15 protein-coding genes are annotated in these 18,959 nt (G+C 41.4%); 5 read left to right on the forward strand and 10 right to left on the reverse strand.

Translation table 11 applies throughout. The annotated features are described in order from the left end of the window. The first annotated feature begins 44 nt into the window (after positions 1 to 44). A complete protein-coding gene (gene frr, locus DJ568_RS12065; RefSeq protein WP_114005533.1) occupies positions 45 to 608 on the forward strand; it encodes a ribosome recycling factor in 564 nt (187 codons plus the stop codon). A gap of 47 nt (positions 609 to 655) precedes the next feature. On the opposite strand, the gene DJ568_RS12070 is transcribed toward frr, so the two are convergent. After that, on the reverse strand, positions 656 to 1,093 hold the full coding sequence (locus DJ568_RS12070) for a hypothetical protein (protein ID WP_114005534.1): 438 nt from the start codon (positions 1,091 to 1,093) through the stop codon (positions 656 to 658). A 101-nt stretch (positions 1,094 to 1,194) separates the two neighbouring features. Between DJ568_RS12070 and DJ568_RS12075 the strand changes: the two genes are divergently transcribed. Then, positions 1,195 to 2,949 (forward strand): ABC transporter ATP-binding protein, encoded by a 1,755-nt coding sequence (locus DJ568_RS12075; protein ID WP_114005535.1) that lies wholly within the window; start codon positions 1,195 to 1,197, stop codon positions 2,947 to 2,949. A gap of 120 nt (positions 2,950 to 3,069) precedes the next feature. Here DJ568_RS12075 and DJ568_RS12080 read toward each other — a convergent pair whose 3' ends face one another. Both DJ568_RS12080 and DJ568_RS12085 read right to left on the reverse strand, forming a co-directional pair. Next, positions 3,070 to 6,240, reverse strand: coding sequence for an ATP-dependent DNA helicase (locus DJ568_RS12080; RefSeq protein ID WP_114005536.1), 3,171 nt, complete (start codon positions 6,238 to 6,240; stop codon positions 3,070 to 3,072). 61 nt (positions 6,241 to 6,301) lie between these two features. Next, positions 6,302 to 8,029 (reverse strand): glycoside hydrolase family 3 protein, encoded by a 1,728-nt coding sequence (locus DJ568_RS12085; protein ID WP_114005537.1) that lies wholly within the window; start codon positions 8,027 to 8,029, stop codon positions 6,302 to 6,304. A 121-nt stretch (positions 8,030 to 8,150) separates the two neighbouring features. On the opposite strand from DJ568_RS12085, the gene DJ568_RS12090 reads away from it, so the two are divergent. Next, positions 8,151 to 8,831, forward strand: a complete 681-nt coding sequence (locus tag DJ568_RS12090) for a porin family protein (RefSeq protein WP_233496683.1) — start codon at positions 8,151 to 8,153, stop codon at positions 8,829 to 8,831. A gap of 48 nt (positions 8,832 to 8,879) precedes the next feature. On the opposite strand, the gene DJ568_RS12095 is transcribed toward DJ568_RS12090, so the two are convergent. The 3 genes from DJ568_RS12095 to DJ568_RS12105 are packed head-to-tail and all read right to left on the reverse strand — an operon-like array spanning position 8,880 to position 12,670. Next, the gene (locus DJ568_RS12095; protein ID WP_114005538.1) at positions 8,880 to 9,689 is read right to left on the reverse strand and encodes a DUF5672 family protein; all 810 of its coding nucleotides are present in this window, start codon (positions 9,687 to 9,689) and stop codon (positions 8,880 to 8,882) included. Next, positions 9,689 to 11,521: an ABC transporter ATP-binding protein gene (locus DJ568_RS12100; protein ID WP_114005539.1), complete on the reverse strand. Its 1,833-nt coding sequence runs from the start codon at positions 11,519 to 11,521 to the stop codon at positions 9,689 to 9,691. The genes DJ568_RS12095 and DJ568_RS12100 overlap by 1 nt, the downstream gene beginning before the upstream one ends. A gap of 36 nt (positions 11,522 to 11,557) precedes the next feature. After that, on the reverse strand, positions 11,558 to 12,670 hold the full coding sequence (locus DJ568_RS12105; protein WP_158534929.1) for a glycosyltransferase family 9 protein: 1,113 nt from the start codon (positions 12,668 to 12,670) through the stop codon (positions 11,558 to 11,560). Positions 12,671 to 12,787: 117 nt separating this feature from the next. Between DJ568_RS12105 and DJ568_RS12110 the strand changes: the two genes are divergently transcribed. After that, positions 12,788 to 13,495 carry a glycosyltransferase family 2 protein gene (locus DJ568_RS12110; RefSeq protein ID WP_114005541.1) on the forward strand — a complete coding sequence of 236 codons (708 nt, stop codon included), beginning with the start codon at positions 12,788 to 12,790 and terminating at the stop codon, positions 13,493 to 13,495. A 2-nt stretch (positions 13,496 to 13,497) separates the two neighbouring features. Here DJ568_RS12110 and DJ568_RS12115 read toward each other — a convergent pair whose 3' ends face one another. The 3 genes from DJ568_RS12115 to DJ568_RS12125 form a co-directional block, all read right to left on the reverse strand. After that, entirely contained in the window at positions 13,498 to 14,559 is a 1,062-nt protein-coding gene (locus DJ568_RS12115; RefSeq protein WP_114005542.1) for a glycosyltransferase family 4 protein, read from the reverse strand. Further along, on the reverse strand, positions 14,556 to 15,533 hold the full coding sequence (locus DJ568_RS12120) for a glycosyltransferase family 9 protein (RefSeq protein ID WP_233496684.1): 978 nt from the start codon (positions 15,531 to 15,533) through the stop codon (positions 14,556 to 14,558). Before DJ568_RS12120 ends, DJ568_RS12115 begins: the two co-directional genes overlap by 4 nt. A gap of 126 nt (positions 15,534 to 15,659) precedes the next feature. Beyond that, complete coding sequence (locus DJ568_RS12125; RefSeq protein WP_114005544.1) at positions 15,660 to 16,538, reverse strand: glycosyltransferase family protein; 879 nt, start codon at positions 16,536 to 16,538, stop codon at positions 15,660 to 15,662. Positions 16,539 to 16,760: 222 nt separating this feature from the next. Between DJ568_RS12125 and meaB the strand changes: the two genes are divergently transcribed. Then, complete coding sequence (gene meaB, locus DJ568_RS12130) at positions 16,761 to 17,657, forward strand: methylmalonyl Co-A mutase-associated GTPase MeaB (protein ID WP_114005545.1); 897 nt, start codon at positions 16,761 to 16,763, stop codon at positions 17,655 to 17,657. Between the two features lie 3 nt (positions 17,658 to 17,660). Here the strand turns inward: meaB and DJ568_RS12135 are convergent, their stop codons facing one another. After that, positions 17,661 to 18,950 carry an aminopeptidase P N-terminal domain-containing protein gene (locus tag DJ568_RS12135; RefSeq protein ID WP_114005546.1) on the reverse strand — a complete coding sequence of 430 codons (1,290 nt, stop codon included), beginning with the start codon at positions 18,948 to 18,950 and terminating at the stop codon, positions 17,661 to 17,663. Between the last annotated feature and the right edge of the window lie 9 nt (positions 18,951 to 18,959).

Here is an 18,959-nt window from a genome sequence, read left to right on the forward strand (position 1 = left end):
CGCCCTTTGATACTTTTTATTATTTTTGTTTAAAATATAACAAGATGAGCGAACTCATTAAAAAGCAAGTAAGCGATGCAAAAGGATTAATGGAAAAAGCCATTGACCATGCAGATAACGAATTGAATAAAATACGTGCCGGTAAGGCAAGCCCCTCCATGCTTGACGACATTGTGGTTGACTACTATGGTAGCCCTACACCTTTAAGCCAGGTAGGCAGCGTAAATACGCCTGATGCACGTACCATTGTGGTACAACCATGGGAAAAGTCATTGCTTGGCCCTATTGAAAAGGCTATTATGGAAGCCAATTTGGGTGTTAACCCCCAAAATGATGGCGTTATTATTCGCATCAATGTTCCGCCGCTTACCGAAGAGCGCCGCCGCGACCTGGTGAAAAAAGCTAAAGCAGAAGCTGAAAATGGTAAAATTGCCATTCGCAATATCCGCAAAGATGCGAACGAAAAAATAAAAAAGCTGAAGGGCGAAGGCGTTTCGGAAGATGAAATAAAAGTGGGTGAAGCTGAAGTGCAAAAGTTAACGGATAGCTATATAGTTAAAGTCGACCAGCTTTCTGAAGCTAAGGAAAAAGACATAATGACGGTTTAACACAAACCATTTATCACAAAGAGCCATCTACAAAATAGGTGGCTTTTTTATTGCCTATCAGGCGCTTTTTCTGAAATGCCGGTAAGTAAAATAACGGGATCCTCAGCGGTGTTTTTATATACAGCGCAAGTTAAATAATATGTATTACCTGTCACAAGGTTTGGATACTTCCCCTTATTAAATTTGTATGCCATATACACACCTAAGCACCCAGATGGATAAAAGGATATTGCCGACCCTACCCATCCGCAACATTCATGGTAAGTAAAATAATCCTTAAAGCTTAATTTATTTTTATCCGACAGCTTTTTAAGCTCTTTATGATCGGGTGCTTGGTGAATTGATTGAAGAGAGGCTTTAACTACAATTATAGCCTTGCCGTTTTTGAATTGTATATCACTTAAAAAATTGCACTCCTTAGGTACTTGCGCCGAGATATTCAAAAAGCCGACTAATAATAACAGGCTGATAATTAGGATTCTCATACTTAAAAATAGCTATAAATACTTCTTTATAAAAATATTCCTAATGTCATATTAAAAGGGAGCGGGTTTTTACACCATTCCCTTTTTTATTTTTGTTGATCATGAAATTGCTGTTATCTTATCTGTCTAAGCATAAATGGGTGGTAATACTCGCCCTTGTATTGGCTGCTTTTAATATCGGTTTTTCATTATTAGAGCCTTACGTTACCGGACGGATTGTTGACGAAGTAATAGAAAAACGAAAAGAACTTACGGAAAAGCAGTTCATCAATAATGTGCTGCTATTGGTAGGCTTGTCAGTAGGCGCGGCCATGGTATCGCGCATAGCAAAAAACTTCCAGGATTATTTTACCAGTATTATTGTACAAAAAACCGGTGCCGCGATGTATGCTGATGGTTTGAAACATTCCTTACAGCTACCTTACCAGGTTTTTGAAGATCAGCGCAGCGGGGAAACGCTTGCTATACTGCAAAAGGTGCGTACCGACAGCGAAAAGTTTATAACCTCTTTTATCAGTATCTTGTTTGTAAGCCTGATAGGGATGATATTTGTTATTATTTACTCAATAAGCGTTAGTTACAAAGTTACATTGGTATACTTTGGCGCCATACCCGTTATTGCATTTGTAAGCCTTGTCCTGAGCAAACGCATAAAAACCATACAAAGGAAGATCATTAGTGAAACTACTGCGCTTGCCGGGTCAACTACCGAATCGTTACGGAATATCGAACTGGTTAAAAGTCTTGGCCTGGCTAACCAGGAAATACAGCGATTAAATAAAACCACTTATAAAATACTCGACCTTGAATTAAAGAAGGTGAAATTTGTGCGCAGCATGAGTTTTTTACAAGGCACTACTGTTAATCTTGTGCGTAGTATTATGGTGGTAATATTGCTGATGCTAATATTTGAAGAGACAATATCACCGGGACAATACTTCAGCTTCCTTTTTTATTCCTTCTTTTTATTTAATCCGCTGCAGGAGCTTGGCAACGTTATTTTGTCGTGGCGGGAAGCAGAAGTTTCATTAAGCAATTTTAACGGCATATTAACTACACCGATTGATATTAAACCGGAGAAGCCGGTGCTGTTGGAAAAAGTGACCAACCTTACCTTTCAGGATGTAACCTTTAAGCATCTCACAGCCAACCGGAACGCACTGAATGATATTGATTTTGAGGTTAACACAGGTGAAACTATAGCGTTTGTAGGGCCGTCAGGGTCTGGTAAAACTACACTGGTTAAGTTACTTGTCGGTCTGTATCCGCCGCTTAAGGGAGATATATTGTACAATAAAACGTTGAGCAGGGACATTGACCTTGACCAACTGCGCGAAAAAATAGGTTTTGTAACGCAGGATGCCCAATTATTTTCGGGTACCATACGCGAAAATCTGCAATTTGTCCGTCCTGGCGCTACTGATGCAGAGTGTATGGAAGTGTTGCAACGTGCAGCCTGCCAAAACCTGCTGGCACGCGCCGATAAGGGGCTGGATACGGTAATAGGTGAAGGCGGGGTGAAAGTTTCCGGCGGCGAAAAGCAACGATTATCCATAGCCCGCGCCTTGTTACGCAGGCCCGATATACTGGTGTTTGATGAGGCCACCTCGGCATTAGATTCACTCACCGAGGAAGAGATAACTGAAACAATACGTGATGTGTCTGTGCAAAAAGATCACATTACCATATTGATAGCACACCGGTTGAGCACAATTATGCATGCAGACAGGATATATGTGCTTGAAAAAGGCAACATCATTGAATCGGGAAAACATCTCGACCTACTAACGCAGAAAGGCCTGTACTATGCCATGTGGCGGCAGCAAATAGGAGAGAAAGACATCGTGGAAGCATAGTTCTATTCGACATTATACGAAGGATGCCCTCTCTGTACTATATGTGTCATAACTCCTAACTTTTTATAGACTCCGTTGAGTCAAACTGTTGCGGCAATGAGCGTCGCGTTATGGCGATTACTAATCCACATCGCTCTCGTCCGAAACATCCGTTACAGCGCCCACCTGCCTGAAATTACTTTTAACAAAATGGCACCAATCGCACTCCTTCTTACCGCAGCCTGTATTAAACTCGTGGTTGAGTATCTTTCGGTAAACTAAAGCTATCTGTTCGGTAACTGTGGCTATATCAACCGGGGATATCACAAATTTTTCTTTGTAATACTCATCTTTAACCGGCTCAATAAATTCAAATATGGTTCCGGTTACTTCCCAATCGTTGGTGCGGTCGTTATCTACCAGTATCTTATAAAATACGGCTTGTCTCCAATAATCGCCCCCGTCAGGATTATCATTAGTGGGTGCCGACAATTTATCTTTGGCGTTTGATAGCTTACCGGTTTTGTAATCGGTAACTATAGCCTGTTTACCATTAAATTCTATCTTATCCAGGTTACCCTTTATAGGCACGCCGGCAACTTCAATGTTCTTGATGGTTCGCTCTGTTACGGCTATCTTATTCCACACGGGTACATTCTGCTCGTAATAGGGCGGCAGTATTTTTTCGCCGTAATCAAGCCTGTTTTTAAAGTCAATTTTTGTAAACGAGTCGCGGTTGCGGAACATGTACCACTTAAATTCATTGATAAAATCGGCCGTGGGCATAAACTCGTCGTTATTGTCCTTAAGCTTACGGAACGCTTTATTAAGCGCCCAATGTACTGCCTGCCCAAATGTGGCCGCAGGGCTTTTACCTGCCGGCACCCGTATCAAACATTGAAAGTAAAATTTAAGCGGGCAAGCCAAAAAGTTATTAAGATGTGTTACCGACAGAGTATAGTTTTGCAGCAATTGATTGATGTAATTTTTATCCAGCAGTTCAACCTGGGGCTTATCAGCCTCGTTAAATTGCGAAGCCAAAAATTCAACCATATCCTCAGTACTTACTTGTGGACGGATGACATCAAGCTGCGATTGCGCCAGTATTTCGCCCACAAACTGGGATGATTCGATATCTTTTCCTTTCCTGTCTTTACGGGCATACGATATATTAAGGCATTGCTTAGCCCGCGTAATAGCTACGTAAAACAAACGGCGGGCCTCTTCCTTTTGGGCAATTTCGTCGTCGGGCGATCCGGTTAGGGTGTCCGGGTAGTTAAAGCCGTAGTTACGGCCTTTTTTATCCCAGGTGTTTTTGTCGCAGCCAATAAAAAATACATGTTCATATTCCAATCCTTTTGAACCATGTGCAGTTAAAAAGTTTACGCCGTTTTCAGAAAATATGGATTGATTTATCTCCATACGTATGCTGTTCTTCTTCATCAGGTCTATAATGGCGACCAGTTCCGCAAGGTTTATCTCGGGGTTTTTGCGGCTTTCATCCTTTATAAAATCAAAAAAGCTGGTAAGCATTTGCATATATGCGCCCTTGTCTGGCTGTAACATCACAAAGCGTAGGATGCCAAGCTTTGTAACAACCTGCTGAAAGAGCTGTTGGAGCGTAACACTTGTCGCAGCTTTTAAAAGGTAGTCAATGTCGCTTGCTAAAAATTTTATTTCTAAACGTTGATTGGTATCAAACAGTCCCGTTTGTGCAGGCGCCTGCATTTCGCTGATATATCTGCGCAGCGATGTTTTAGGTTCGTTATTATTTGCAGTACCGTAATTTTCTTTTGCCACAGCAACAGTTGCCTTGGCTATTTCGATGGGCGGGATGCTGAAAAAATCATAGTGCATAATCTCAAACAGCAGTTCATCACCGCTATACGGCGTATCCAGTTCCATGCTTAGGTACCGCAGTATGCTGATGATTTTTTCGCCGAAAGGCACAGTGAGCAAATCTATCTTTCGTTTAGTATTTACTGCTATTTTTTGCGTATCTAAATAATGTACCAGGTCCTCTGCCTGGCTGTGGTTACGGTAAATTACGGCTATCTCGTTAGCCGGCACACCTTCGTTAAGCAATTTTTTTATGATTCGGGCCACGTCAACCAATTCCTGGTTCGGATTTTCATACTCACGCACGGTAGGCTCTACCGCGAGTTCATTAAAGCGGGGATGTGATGCCCTGAGGTTTTTATCCAGCTTTAATTGTACCGTTAACCGCTGCTTATTGTTGTCAATAAGCGCCCGCGAGATATCAAGTATTTGTTGATTTGAACGGTAATTATGTTTAAGTACGATGGTGTGCAGCGTAGCTACATAATCGTTGGCAAAATCAAGGATATTACCCATGTTGGCACCCTGAAATTTATAAATAGACTGGTCGTCATCACCAACGACAAAGATGTTGGGTGTTTCCCAGTAGTTTAATAAAAACTTCAGTAATTCGTTTTGAGAGCCATTGGTATCCTGAAACTCATCCACTAAAATATACTGGTAACGCTCCTGGTAGCGGCGCAAAATGTCCTCATTTTCCCGAAAAGATTTGAGCACCCATATAATCATGTCATCATAATCATACCAGTTGCGGGCTTTCATTTTTGCTTCGTAGTTTTTATACTCCCCTGCAGCGGCCAGCAATTTGTTCATCTGGTCAACCACCTTATCAATATCAGCCTGCTTTGGGTCGCCAATGCTAATACCCTTTGCAGGGTTGGCCCTTTTGTAAATGTACTCTTCGCGGTTAGGCAAATCCTCAACAAACTTTTTTACAGCCAGCATAATAGCATCTTCACTCCAGTTTTCGCGCTTCATTGTCGAAAACAACGACTTAAGCCTTGGCGCGTCATAGTACCGGTCGCCGGTAAAGCGCTTAAGCGGATGATCGTTTGCAAAATCGTCTATCAATTCCTGAAACAGCATTGCTGAGTCGAGATCTGATATGGCATCAAGATTTATTTTGCCGAAATACTCCAGGTTTTCCTGTATCACTTCATTACAAAAAGCATGGAAAGTATATATGTTTATACGGTAAGCGTCGGGGCCTATAAAGTCAAATAATCGCTTGCGCATGGCCACCGCGCCTGCATCGGTATAGGTAAGGCAAAGTATTTCGTTAGGTAAGGCATCTGTGTCAGTAAGTATTTTACCAATACGTGCAGCAAGGATTTGAGTTTTACCTGTGCCCGGCCCGGCAACCACCAGCACAGGGCCATCCATTTTATTAACTGCGGCAAGTTGTTCGTCATTTAGCGTTGCCAGGGCTTCCTTAAATTTGGTATTGTACTTATTGAATGATGGGTTTTGCATGGTAAGGTAAAGCTACAAAACCATTTACACCATTGCTAAAAATATTTGCATTTAACTGTGCTTATGGCAGCATCACCCCCGTTCCGGTAGGGAAGAACATATTTACGCTTACGGGAAGCTTGCCCATGGGTTTCATTTGCCCCGTGATAATTTTTACAGCCGATCGTTGCAGCTCGTCGTTATTTTGATAACAAACCATTAACGCACCACTTTTTTCAATACCCGGTAAGCCTGCTATAGTGTATGCGTTGGCAAACACGCTCATCACAGTGTTGGGCTGGGCAGCAAGCTGAGCAATTAAAAATTTAATATCCAGGTTGTAATCAAGTTTGCTTTGCGGGCGTTTGCGGGTATCATAAATACCCACATAAACCTGGTCGTATTTTTTAAGTGAGGCAAGCATGGCGTTAAGTTCCCGTACAGGTGTAGCCTTACCAACCACAAATAGCATACTGTTAGGATACCACCGGGCAAGCTCCTGCTGAAAAACGGTAATCTGATCGGTGCCGACACTTACTATGGCCGTACGATGTGTTTGGTTTAATCTTAAGGAGGCTGTATTGCCTTTTAATAAGGTTACGGCCGCATCGCTTAGCTGTTGTAAAAGCTGACGAGCCTCGGGACGGTTTAGTGATGCTGCCACTCCAGCAGGTGATACATCCTTGTAATCGTTCAAACCCGCCCAATATTTTGCAGCAAGCACCTTTTTAACACGCGCTTCAAACTCTTCTTTTGATACTTTATGTTTACGAATGGCTTTTCTGACCAACTTAATAGCTCTTTCCGTATTTTCAGATAGCTCAATAATATCATTACCTGCTATAAATGCCTGCACATCAGCTTCCCCCTCGGGGAAAAACTTTGTAACACCTTTCATTTCCATCGCATCGGATACAACTAATCCCTTAAATTTCAGCGAGTCTTTAAGCAATCCGGTGATAACAGGACGTGACAGCGTCGACGGTCTGTTTTTTGAATTGTCAAGCGCGGGAATATTCATATGCGCTATCATCATGCCGCTTAAGCCTGCCGTTATTGCTTCGCGAAAAGGATATAACTCCAACGAATCAAGCCTTTCACGGGTAAATGGGAGTAGCGGCAAATCGTAATGTGAATCGACATTAGTATCGCCATGGCCGGGGAAATGTTTAGCTGTGGTTAAAATACCACCGTCCTGCATGCCCTTAAAATAAGCTATGCCTTTTTTTGCTACGTTATATTTGTTATCGCCAAATGAGCGATAGTTGATAACCGGATTGTTAGGGTTATTATTAACATCCATTACAGGCGCAAAATTCATGTGCATGCCCAACCGCTTAAAATCGGCCGCTATAAACTGCCCCATTTTGTATATAAGGTTATTGTCCTGTATAGCGCCAAGCGTCATTTGATAAGGATATTGCAAGCTGGAATCAAGCCGCATACCCACGCCCCACTCACCATCAAGCGTTACCAGTAAAGGCACTTTAGATACTTTTTGATAACGATTAGTTAACGCTGCCTGCCTGCCCGGTCCGCCCTGGAAAAATACTACCCCACCTACATGCAGTTTCTTTATCATGCTTTCAACGGTATCTTCATAGGCTTTGCCTTTGTTGGTGTGTGCACGTATAAAAAATAATTGGGCTATCTTCTCTTTCTTGCTGAGTTTATCAAATACTGAATCAACCCATTGGTTCTGTTTTGAAAGAGATTGGATGAAGTCGGTTTTTTGGGCAAAGGCGCCGTTGGTTAACAGTATTGAAGTAAATAGTACGATGTATTTAAAGGGGGTAATATATCCTCTCATGTCTCAAATGTAGCTTAAATCTAAATTTCGCAGCAATTGTTTTTGTTATTATAAAAAATTAGTTACGAATAAACCTTTGCCGCCAGTTTTATTCTATGAGTTTATATTAAATATCAAACTCATGAAAAAACTTACATTTTTTGCTATATGCTTATTGATGGCTGGCGACGTTAGCGCACAGCGTTACAGGACCCGCCGGGTGATTGTAAAGCGGCCGCCGCCGGCTAACGTTAGCATGAATCGCGGTTACAATGATTTTTACCGGGTGAAGACAGGTTTTAAAGCCGGTATTAACATAGCCAATACTATTGATGCTTATGAACCCGATTTTAGCACCAATACACTCGCCGGATTAAATGCTGGCTTTACACTTGAGGTGCCAATTACTTATCCACTATCTTTTGCGCCCGAAATATTGTATTCGCAAAAAGGTTACAGCGCATCCACTATCGACGGTGATTTCAGGCAGCGAAATAATTTTATTGATGTGCCTTTGTTGGCTAAATTAAAACTCGGTCCTTCATTTAATTTAGTAGCAGGTCCACAGATATCGTTTTTGGTGTCTTCAAAAAACAGCTACCGCAACGGGTTTGTCACCGTAATTGATGATAGGTATGATTATGCCGGTAATAAAACTTTACTTGGTGGTGTGATAGGGTTAAGTGTGGATTTAAGCCGCACTGTAGATCTGCACGCACGATATACTATCGATATTCAGGACAGCAATAGTGATGCTTATTCAATGATACCTGATTACCGCAACCAGGTATGGCAAATAGGTTTAGGCTTCAGATTTAAATAAGTTTAAATAGTGGCGCCGAGGTGCATGATAGTTTAACACCTCGCGCCCTTAAGTAACCTCGTACCCGTATTCTTTAAATATAGGTCGCCAGTATTCAATATTTATATCCCAGGCGTGGCACCCAAAGGGGAGGGCACCGTTATTGAGAATACGGGCGCGCTCAGGTGCAATTTCAAAACCAAATTTAATTGCTTGCTTGTAATGTGGAATGTTAAAACGGTAACCCTGACGCTTAACTTCCACACTCCAAAAAATATCTTCATTGAACAGCGGGTGATTATTGGCGGTATAAGTATCTATAACGGGTTTAAGTATACTGCATAATTCATAAAACCGTTGTACCCGCCGTAAAGAAAAGCCACCATTACCCACTTGGTACTCTAGGTCGGCAAAATTGCTGAGGCCGGTTTTTCCCCGGTTAACATATCGGTAAACAAAAAACCGAAATCTGGACGCAAGCCAGTTTAGCCTGTTTGTTTTATGTGTGGTACGTATCCAGGGCGACCCTACGTAGTCGAAATTTTTATTACACCAATGCTGCAGTTCATCTTTAAAAACAAAGGCGTCGGGTTGGTGAATTAAAATGTAATCGTAATTTAAAAAGGCTCCGTAAAACTCTGGCGAAAGCATTAACCTGTTGTACCCTGCTATGTTTTTAAAATAGGCATCATCAAAATTGACGGTATCAGTAAACGGGAAGCTGGTAACTGCTTCTGACAGTGACAGGCTATTGGGTTTTACCGTTATTATTGGGTAGCCGCCCAATATTTTAAAACATTGCTGTACAGATACCAATTCGTTATGCGAAAGGTTTTCTTTATAAAAAGGAATTACAACGGCAACCTTTACCTGCTCCATTAGTCGGCATTAAAAGTCTGCATATCTATTAGCTTACGATAAAGGCCGTTATGCTCAATCAGTTCGAGATGGCTGCCCTGCTCCACAACTACGCCGTCCTCAAGCACAACAATGATATCAGCGTTTTGTATGGTACTTAAACGGTGTGCTATAATAAGCGATGTGCGGTTCTTCATCAGGTTGTTAAGGGCATCCTGAACCAGTTTTTCTGATTCTGTATCAAGTGCCGAGGTAGCTTCATCAAGCAGCATGATTGGTGGATTGTTAAGCACCGCGCGGGCAATGCTTATGCGTTGTTTTTGACCGCCTGATAATTTTGAACCCCTGTCGCCTATGTTAGTATTGTAGCCATTATCGGTTTCCATAATAAAGTTATGAGCGTTGGCAATACGCGCGGCGGCTTCAACCTGTTCCGGGGTAACGTTACTTTTCCCGAAAGCTATATTATTGAATATAGTATCATTAAACAGGATGGATTCCTGGTTAACAAAACCTATCAGACTACGCAGGCTATCCGTTTTTATGTTTTTAATATCCTGGCCGTCAAAAGTTACCCTTCCTGATGAGGGTTGGATAAATCGCGGCAACATATCCATTAAAGTAGATTTGCCGCCGCCTGAAGGTCCTACAAGTGCTATGCTTTTTCCTTTTGGCAAAGTTAAATTTACATTCTTCAAAACCTCGCGGTCGCCATATGCAAACGAAACATTTTCTAACCGGATTGCATCGCTGAAATCATTCACCTCAACGGCGTTCGCACTATCAGTGATGGCAGGCTTTTCATCAATCAAACCCAATATGCGTTCACCCGCGGCGAGGCCTGAGTGAATGGTGCTAAATGAGTCGCCAATGGCTTTAGCCGGCCGCATTAATTGTGAAAAAATACCTATGTAGGCGATGAATTGAGCTGCTTTAAGATCTGATTGATTATGGATTACCTGGTACCCGCCATACAACACTATAAAAGTGATCATGGTGATGGATAAAACTTCGGATACCGGAGATGCAAGCTGCTGCCGTTTAGACATGCTTTTAGTGATTTTTGAATAACGTACATTTTCCTCATCAAACCTGGTAGTGATAAAACCGGTAGCATTAAAAGCTTTTATAATTTTGATGCCAGACAATGCTTCATCTAAGTAGCTCACCAAATTTGAATAGGAGTTTTGCGCCGCAATTGCCTGACTTTTTAAGCGTTTAACAATGCGCGCTATTATTAAACCGGCTACCGGCACAACCAATAAAGATATGAGGGTAAGTTTCACCGAGATGGCAAAAAGCGCTATCAAAAAGGCAATGAGTTGCAGCGGCTCTTTAAAAATAACCTGCAGTGTACCTGTTACCGAATATTGCACTACCTGTACCTCGTTGGCTATCTTTGAAAGTATGTCGCCTTTACGCTCGTTGTTAAAAAAGCCGAGGTGTAACCGCATAACGTTACCAAATACCGCCCTGCGTATGTTAAGCAATGTGTGTATACGCAGGTTCTCCATAATCCGCTGCGCCAGGTACCTGAATAAATTACCTAGTATAACAGCCACTATCATTACCACGCATACAAATTGCAGCGCCGCCCATTGGCCTTTGCTATTTACAAAATATTGCAGGTAATAATCAAACCAGCCTTTCAGGTTGAGAACAGACAGTCCGCTACCTGAGGGTTTTACGACTGTATTTTGTGAGTGAGCGTTAAATAGCGTATCAAGTAAAGGAATAAGCAGGGTTAAAACAGCGGTGCTAAAAAATACATATAAAATTGTGCATATAACATAAGGTATAGCAAACTTCTCAATAGGTTTAGCAAACGATAAAAGCCTGAAATAAGTCTTCATTAAATTTAAAAAGTTTACAAAGCTAATAGTAATATACTAAATACTATCAGATATAAAAGGGTAATTAACCGCCAGAGATTGCCATACTCGTTCTACATCAATTTCATCAATGCACGGAAATGTCTGTTGCGGCGTAACCTGGTGCATGCATTCCCAGTTGCAATTATAGCAAGGCAGCTTTTGATAAATGCAAAAGGGCCCGTTATCAATTTCGCGGGGATACGGAACAAAGCGCCTGAAATGACCACCCCCGGTTATGCAGACAGAAGGAGTTGAAGTTGCTGCGGCAATATGAATGGCGCTGCTGTCATTACCTATCACCAGTGCTGAAGATGCAATTAATGATACTAGTTCCGGTACAGTAGTTTTGCCTGTTATGTTAATTACGTTATTGGCAGTGGTTAGTTTTGTTATAAGGTTATTAGCGCTTACCTCATTACTGCCACCTGCAATGTATATGGTTTGGCTGGTATAGCGGGTAAGTACATTGATTAGTGCGGCAAATCTTTCAGGTTGCCAACCACGCTCCGGCAAACCAGCTCCCGGAAATATCAGTATACCTTTCCTTTTAACGACAGGAAGTTTAAAGTAAGGCTGTGTTAAATTAACCGGCTCGCCCAGCACCTTTTCAATAAAATACCTTGACCGGTGAAACTCGAAATATACTGACGATGGTAAGTTGATGAGTCGTGTGTAAAATTTGTCGGTCTTTATTTTGTACTTGCCGGGTATTCCTTCGGTATCACTATAAAAACCGATGATATGTTTAGCCGCGGTAAGTCCGGCAAAGCCATCTGTGATAAAATTGCGTGTAGAGTTAGGGTTCAAAACAACCTCATAATTTCCTTTAAAAAGCTGCCAGCCTAGTCTTAGCACTATCCAAGGACTATAGTAAAGGTGGTTTGGCCTCGTAAAAATAAAGTTAGTTATATGGGTCGCGTCATGGTGGAGTGCCAGGTCGCGCCATATTTCGTTGCCAAGCAGATGTAGTTCGTGATTTTTAAATTTCCCTGAGTATTTAATCGTTTCAATAAAATTCCTGAATAATACATAGTCACCAATAGCATCAGCCTTAATAATCAGTAGCTTTTTTTTTGCGCCGCGAAAGCGGGCGAATAACCTGAATACGTAAGGTACTTTAAGTAACACAAATCGTGTTAACCTGAATAAATTTCGGTTAGCGGCCATTTATATCTGCCAATATTCGATTTTAATATTTTTACTTTGCATGGCATTTGCAAATATAGCATTAGCGCATCGTATAACATGGTAAGCTCTACACAGCATCAAACCGTAACAATAATAATAGTTACTTACAACGCGGCAAGTACTTTGCAAACTTGTTTGGATAGTGTTTATATGCAGGCATATCCCGCGATTGAGCTTGTAGTAATTGACGGTGGGAGCAACGATGGAACGGTGCGCATCCTTGAAGAAAATGCAAACCGTATACACTATTGGAAAAGTGAACACGATAATGGCATTTATGATGCGATGAACAAAGCGCTTAAAAAAGCTAACGGCGAGTGGATATATTTTTTAGGTGCGGACGATGAGTTACTGCCCGATTTTTCAAACATGTGCTTCGCCCTCACTGATAAGCATGCTATTTATTATGGTAGTGTGCTAACCAGGGGGCTGAAACCTCTGGGTAAAGTGTCAGATTATTATCTAGCTAAGCACGGCATTATACAGCAATCTATAATTTACCCGAGCGTAGTATTTAAATGGCATAATTATAACCTTAAGTATCCTTCATCAGCTGATTTTGCACTAAATATGCAAACCTTTGGCGATAAACGTCTGCGCTGGCAGTACCTCGACTTTGTAATTGCTAAATTTTGTGATACCGGGGTGTCTGGTCATTCCCGGGATAAAATTTTTGAGAAAGATAAACCCAGGTTAATACTAAAAAATTTCGGTTTTAAGTTCTGGCTGCGGTTTATGCTACGGAAATTAAGAGGCAGAGCTTAAGTTTAGCCGTCTTGTAAACAGTCTGTATACAGTTTTAAATATTGCTGTGCACTGGTGTCCCAATTATAGCGGCAGGCATGAGCCATTATTTTACCAGCCGGATTATCATCATAGTAATGTTGTAAGCCGTTAATTAATGTCTGCTGCATGTCTTCCGGATCAAAACTATTAAAATAATAGGCAGCCTGGCCGGCTATTTCAGGTAACGAAGTGTGCGTGGAAGCAAAAACAGGTTTGCCAAAATGCATGGCTTCTATAACGGGTAAGCCAAAGCCTTCAGCTATAGAAGGAAATACAAACGCCTCACAGTTACTATAATACCAGGTTTTGTCATCATCAGATACCGGTCCAGTGAGTTTAATCCTGTCGGCTACTCCAAACCGCGTGGCCTCTTGTATAATTCTGGCTTTGTAGGGCGTTTCGAGGCCTGAAATTACCAGCTCAAAATCATTGTTTACCAACAATGCCGGTAAAACGTGGAAGTTTTTTTTGGGCGAAAGGATACCGATGGCAAATAGAAATGGCGCAGACGGTTTATATAGCGGCTGATGGCCTGGTTTTAATTTTAGTTTATCAGCGCCGTTGTAAATAACACTTATTTTGTCGGCAATGTCCGGAAAATAATTTAGCACATCGTTTTTAGCGAATTCAGATATCGCGACTATTTTTTGGCACGGATAAATGCGTTCACCTAATTTCTTTAAATAGAGTTTAAGCTTATCAGCGCCTACGTTTTCATGTACCTGGTTAATGTCGTGGATTGTTATTATCTTTTTGCTTCCAAATACTTTTTTAGGCTTTAATCGCGACATCTGATCAGTGAAATGGAATAGGTCGGCCTTTTTTTTATTAATAAAAAAAAACTTATTGTATTTTTTTAAATAGGTTTTGTCTACAGCATCCGCGTCAAACTCAGTAGTTCCGGGATACAAAAAGTAATCCAGATCAAATCGCCCGGCATTGTTCCGTAAAATAGCTTTTCCCAAACTTTTTCCAAAATGGTACAACCCGGTGTTTGGATAACGCATGGCGTCAAATGTTATCAAAAGCCGATGCTTCTTCATTTTATCCAGTTATTTATAATTGCTGCCGCTGAAGCCGGGTGTATGTTGTTTAAGGTGCCGTTGTTACTTTCAAGGTATTGCGCCCGTGCTCCAATTGGCGCCCACCTTCCCGGATGGATAGGACGGGTGCGTGGAAACAGGCCAAGTGTATTTATTCCTGTTGCGGCGGCTACATGTAACGGCCCGGTGCCTGCAGCCACAAGTCCATCGGAGAGCTTTATTAAGGTTAACAATTCTGTTAAATTGAGTTTGCCGGTTAAGTCATTAATGCCTATTGGCTGTTCGGTTATCCAATATTGTAACAAGGCACGTTCTTTTTCCGAACCTGTAATAATTATATTAATGGCTGGACTTAATAATTTAAATAATTCTGAATATTTATCAAGTGGCCATTCGGCCCCGCTTCCGTGCGATTTAGGATGAATAATCAGGTTGAATTTATCTTTTTTTAATACATGCGCTATCGAAAAAGGGATATTGGCATCAGGCTCAAAAGCGTAAAATTTATGAACGTCCTTAAGTGGTAGTATCGGTATGCCAAACGGTTTCAATAAAGCCATATTTAACTGCGCCTCATGCAGATCGGAGTTTTTCCGGCTTAACTTTACAAGTTTATTACAAGTAAACCAGTGAAAAAACCTGTTTGTTGTTCCAATTCGCCATTTTATTCCTGCTGCCTTGGTAAGATGTGCTACGTGCTTATTCGGGAATATATGTATAACTGCATCGAAGTTTTTTATTTGAAGCGCCTCTATCTGTTCAGTTTTAGATAAGGCGGACAGTTCGTCATAATTGATAAAATAATCAACAGCTGTACAGGCGTTTATAACAGGTGCGGTATAGGTACGTCCTAAAAAAGAAATAGTGACTTCCGGAAAACGACTCTTCAAGTATCCGCACACAGGAAGCGTTAGCACTACATCGCCAATGGCATCTGTACGACTGATTAATATATGGAAGTGTCCTTGTTTCACTTGCTCAAAGTTAAAAATACCCTATAGTATTCCTAGCCTTGATTGATCAGAGAATTTAGCTTAATCGTAGTGGTATGAATGTTACCTGAGTTGGTGTAACAGCAGGTCGTCTTATATGGCGGTTATTTATGTTATAATACGATAGTTACGGTATTCGCCAATGCGCCAGCCGGTAAGCATCTCTACAGCATGTAAAAACCTGCGGCGAAAATCCATGTGACTATTTCTATTTACCATTTCCAGGTCTAGCTGCCAATTAGAGCGGGCCACGCGCGACTGCATTACCGCGGGATGGGTGCCCTTAAACAGAACAAGGTTGTCGGCATTTCCATAATCAAATTCTTGCTCGGTAACAGCTTTTTCATCAGCTACAAAATCAGGATTATAAAAACCTGTAAAATTTTGTCCTTTACTTATTAATCCTTTTGATGACTTTACCCAACCGTAGTGATAAATAAATGCATCAATAAGTTTAACGTTTAGCTTCCGGTTGTTCCATCTAAATCCCTGAGCGTCCCGATACGAGTGCACTGAAGGGTTATTTCGAACTATCCTGACCTCACGGCGATAGTACCGCCGCGAATGTGCATAATAATCAAAGGTGCCATAAAAATGAAGATATTTAAATAACAAACCCTCGACGTTCTTATCGTCAAGGTTGTCTACCATCGCTTTTTTTATAACCGGGATATATTTTTCATGTACACATTCGTCGCCTTGTATGTAAAAAGCCCAGTCAGCGTCGGCTGATATTTGTGCAAAGGCTTTATCAGTTTCTACTGCAAACACCGCTCCGTCTACACGTTGGTTATCATCCCAAACAGTATCGATTATTTTAATTTTTGGCGAGCCTATGTTTCTTACCAGGTCTGCTGTACCATCGGTGCTATTTCCGACGGCAACAATAAATTCATCACAAAGGGGTAATATTGAAGTGATGGCCTCTACAATAGGGTAATCGTTTTTAACCGCGTTTCTTATAAATGTAAATCCGGCAACTTTCATTATGAATTCTTATAACCTGGGCAACCAGCATACAAAGCAGCTGAGCAACTGGTGTGTGAGTGTCCATTTTCATGCCTCATTAAACTGTAGCCATCATCAGCGATGCACAATGTTTATATGGCAATCACGACAAATATATAGTGTTGTACATGTCTAACTATATCTTTTAATAAAATAAAGGCACTATACGGATATTTTTATTATTTTGTATAAACGGTAACAATGGCAACGGAATTTGGCAATGGTCTTAATGGCAGTTATATTGATTTTAAATCAGTAGCGCGTGCATTAACCTTTGTAGAAAATGATTTGCCCGGGGCTGAAGAGCTGCTTAAAGGATTGCAGTTTAACACCAATACATTGGTTATTGGCATCACCGGTCCCCCCGGTGCGGGTAAAAGTACGCTTGTAAACGGTTTAATACATGGTTTAACTGCTAAAGGCAGCAAAGTAGCCGTGCTGGCTATTGACCCTACTTCACCATTTAATTTCGGCTCACTACTGGGCGACCGTATACGTATGGCAACGCACTTTACGCATCCCGACGTTTTTATCCGTTCACTTGCTACACGTGGTTCGTTAGGAGGGCTGTCTGTTAAAACTATTGAGATGACCGATGTGTTGCGCGCAGCTGGATTCAATTACATAATTGTTGAAACCGTTGGCGTGGGGCAGTCGGAGGTGGAAATTGCCGGGTTGGCAGATCTGACGCTGGTGGTGCTGGTACCTGAATCTGGCGATGAGATACAAAACATAAAATCAGGTTTGATGGAGATAGCAGACGTATTCGTAGTGAATAAAGCTGATCGTGCTGACGCGACGCTGTTTGCCAATAATCTGAAAAAGATCGTACACCAAAAAGAGAGTAGTGTGGCCGTCATTTCAACAATAGCTTCGCAGGACGAGGGAATTGATGAACTTATCAATGTTGTGTTAAACTCATCCAAGCATAAAACTGACCGCCGCGAATTGTTACTGACCGAAAAAGCCTACAGGTTGATACAGCAAAAGCGAATGGCGAATGTTGATAAACAATACCTAAAACAGCAGATTAGTGCACTAATGGCTAAAAAAGAGTTCAATTTGTATAATTTTGTAGACAATTTCGGTTCAATATAGTCGTCACGAATTCATAATTTGTTCTATTTCGTCAGCTTCAACAGGGATATCTGCCATTAAATCAACATTGCCATCTGTTGTTATAAGGATATTGTTTTCAATCCGTATACCCAGACCTTCTTCCGGGATATATATTCCGGGTTCACAGGTAAGTATGTTGCCGGCTTCAAAAGCTTTGTACCTGCTGGCAAAATCATGTACATCTAAGCCCAGGTGATGAGAAGTGCCATGCATAAAATACTTTTTGTATAAGGGAGTCCTGGCGTCTTGCTTATTTACCTCATGTTTGTTTAATAATCCGAGTTTGATAAGTTCATCAGTCATTATTTTACCCACTTCCTCGTGATATTCATTCCATAAAGTGCCGGCAACCAGCAACTTTGTAGCAGCGCGCATAACCCTCAGTACTGCATTGTATACGTTGCGCTGCCTGGATGTAAACCGCCCGCTCACAGGGACCGAACGGCTCAGGTCAGCGTTGTAATTGGCATATTCGGCACCAAAGTCAAATAATATTACATCGCCCTCTCTGCATACCTGGTTGTTATCATTATAATGCAATACAACTGCATTTTTTCCGGATGCTATAATTGGATTGTAGGCGTGGCCGGTAGCTCGCTGCCTGATAAACTCGTGTATGATTTCAGCTTCAATCTCGTATTCGGCAACTCCGGGCTTAACAAATTTAAGTACGCGCGTAAATGCATCCCGGGTTATCTGGCACGCCTTCCGTGTTAATTCAATTTCAATTGATGATTTTATCGGCCGCAGGTCACGCATAATAGGTGCCGACCGTTCATAGTTATGTAGTGGATATTTTTCTTTTAACCTATTAAATAGCCGCAGATCCCGATACGGTACCTCGTGTACGTAACGGTCATTCTCATTGGTATTTATATATATGTATTCAGCATAGGCGATTATGCTATGCAGGATAGCTTCATAATCATCAAGCCAATATACTGATTGTATACCTGAAGCGGCCCGCGCTTCAGGTATAGTGTACTTGTGACCTTCCCATATGGCAATATGTTCGCTTGTTTGTCTTAAAAAAAGTACTTCTTTGTACAAGTTATTAGGACAGTCCGGGAATAATAAGAGGATACTTTGTTCCTGATCGATGCCGGATAAATAGAAAAAGTCGGGATTTTGCTTAAAGATAAAAGCCTGATCGCCACTTCGCGGGAATTCGTCGTTGGCATTAAATAAAGCTAATGCTCCCGGTTTTAATCGGGAAACGAAATTTTTTCTATTTAAAGTAAATAGTTGATTATCAACAGGTAAATATTTCATCTTGAAGTG

It is taken from the genome of Mucilaginibacter hurinus (assembly GCF_003324525.1).
Taxonomy (GTDB): Bacteria; Bacteroidota; Bacteroidia; order Sphingobacteriales; family Sphingobacteriaceae; genus Mucilaginibacter; species Mucilaginibacter hurinus.

Excerpts from the sequence above, each read along its gene's own strand:
- DJ568_RS12070 (WP_114005534.1), bottom strand. The coding sequence starts at position 1,093 with ATGAGAATCCTAATTATCAGCCTGTTATTATTAGTCGGCTTTTTGAAT.
- DJ568_RS12110 (WP_114005541.1), top strand. The coding sequence starts at position 12,788 with ATGGTAAGCTCTACACAGCATCAAACCGTAACAATAATAATAGTTACT.
- DJ568_RS12075 (WP_114005535.1), top strand. The coding sequence starts at position 1,195 with ATGAAATTGCTGTTATCTTATCTGTCTAAGCATAAATGGGTGGTAATA.
- meaB (WP_114005545.1), top strand. The coding sequence starts at position 16,761 with ATGGCAACGGAATTTGGCAATGGTCTTAATGGCAGTTATATTGATTTT.
- DJ568_RS12090 (WP_233496683.1), top strand. The coding sequence starts at position 8,151 with ATGAAAAAACTTACATTTTTTGCTATATGCTTATTGATGGCTGGCGAC.
- DJ568_RS12115 (WP_114005542.1), bottom strand. The coding sequence starts at position 14,559 with ATGAAGAAGCATCGGCTTTTGATAACATTTGACGCCATGCGTTATCCA.
- DJ568_RS12080 (WP_114005536.1), bottom strand. The coding sequence starts at position 6,240 with ATGCAAAACCCATCATTCAATAAGTACAATACCAAATTTAAGGAAGCC.
- frr (WP_114005533.1), top strand. The coding sequence starts at position 45 with ATGAGCGAACTCATTAAAAAGCAAGTAAGCGATGCAAAAGGATTAATG.
- DJ568_RS12095 (WP_114005538.1), bottom strand. The coding sequence starts at position 9,689 with ATGGAGCAGGTAAAGGTTGCCGTTGTAATTCCTTTTTATAAAGAAAAC.
- DJ568_RS12135 (WP_114005546.1), bottom strand. The coding sequence starts at position 18,950 with ATGAAATATTTACCTGTTGATAATCAACTATTTACTTTAAATAGAAAA.
- DJ568_RS12100 (WP_114005539.1), bottom strand. The coding sequence starts at position 11,521 with ATGAAGACTTATTTCAGGCTTTTATCGTTTGCTAAACCTATTGAGAAG.
- DJ568_RS12125 (WP_114005544.1), bottom strand. The coding sequence starts at position 16,538 with ATGAAAGTTGCCGGATTTACATTTATAAGAAACGCGGTTAAAAACGAT.
- DJ568_RS12085 (WP_114005537.1), bottom strand. The coding sequence starts at position 8,029 with ATGAGAGGATATATTACCCCCTTTAAATACATCGTACTATTTACTTCA.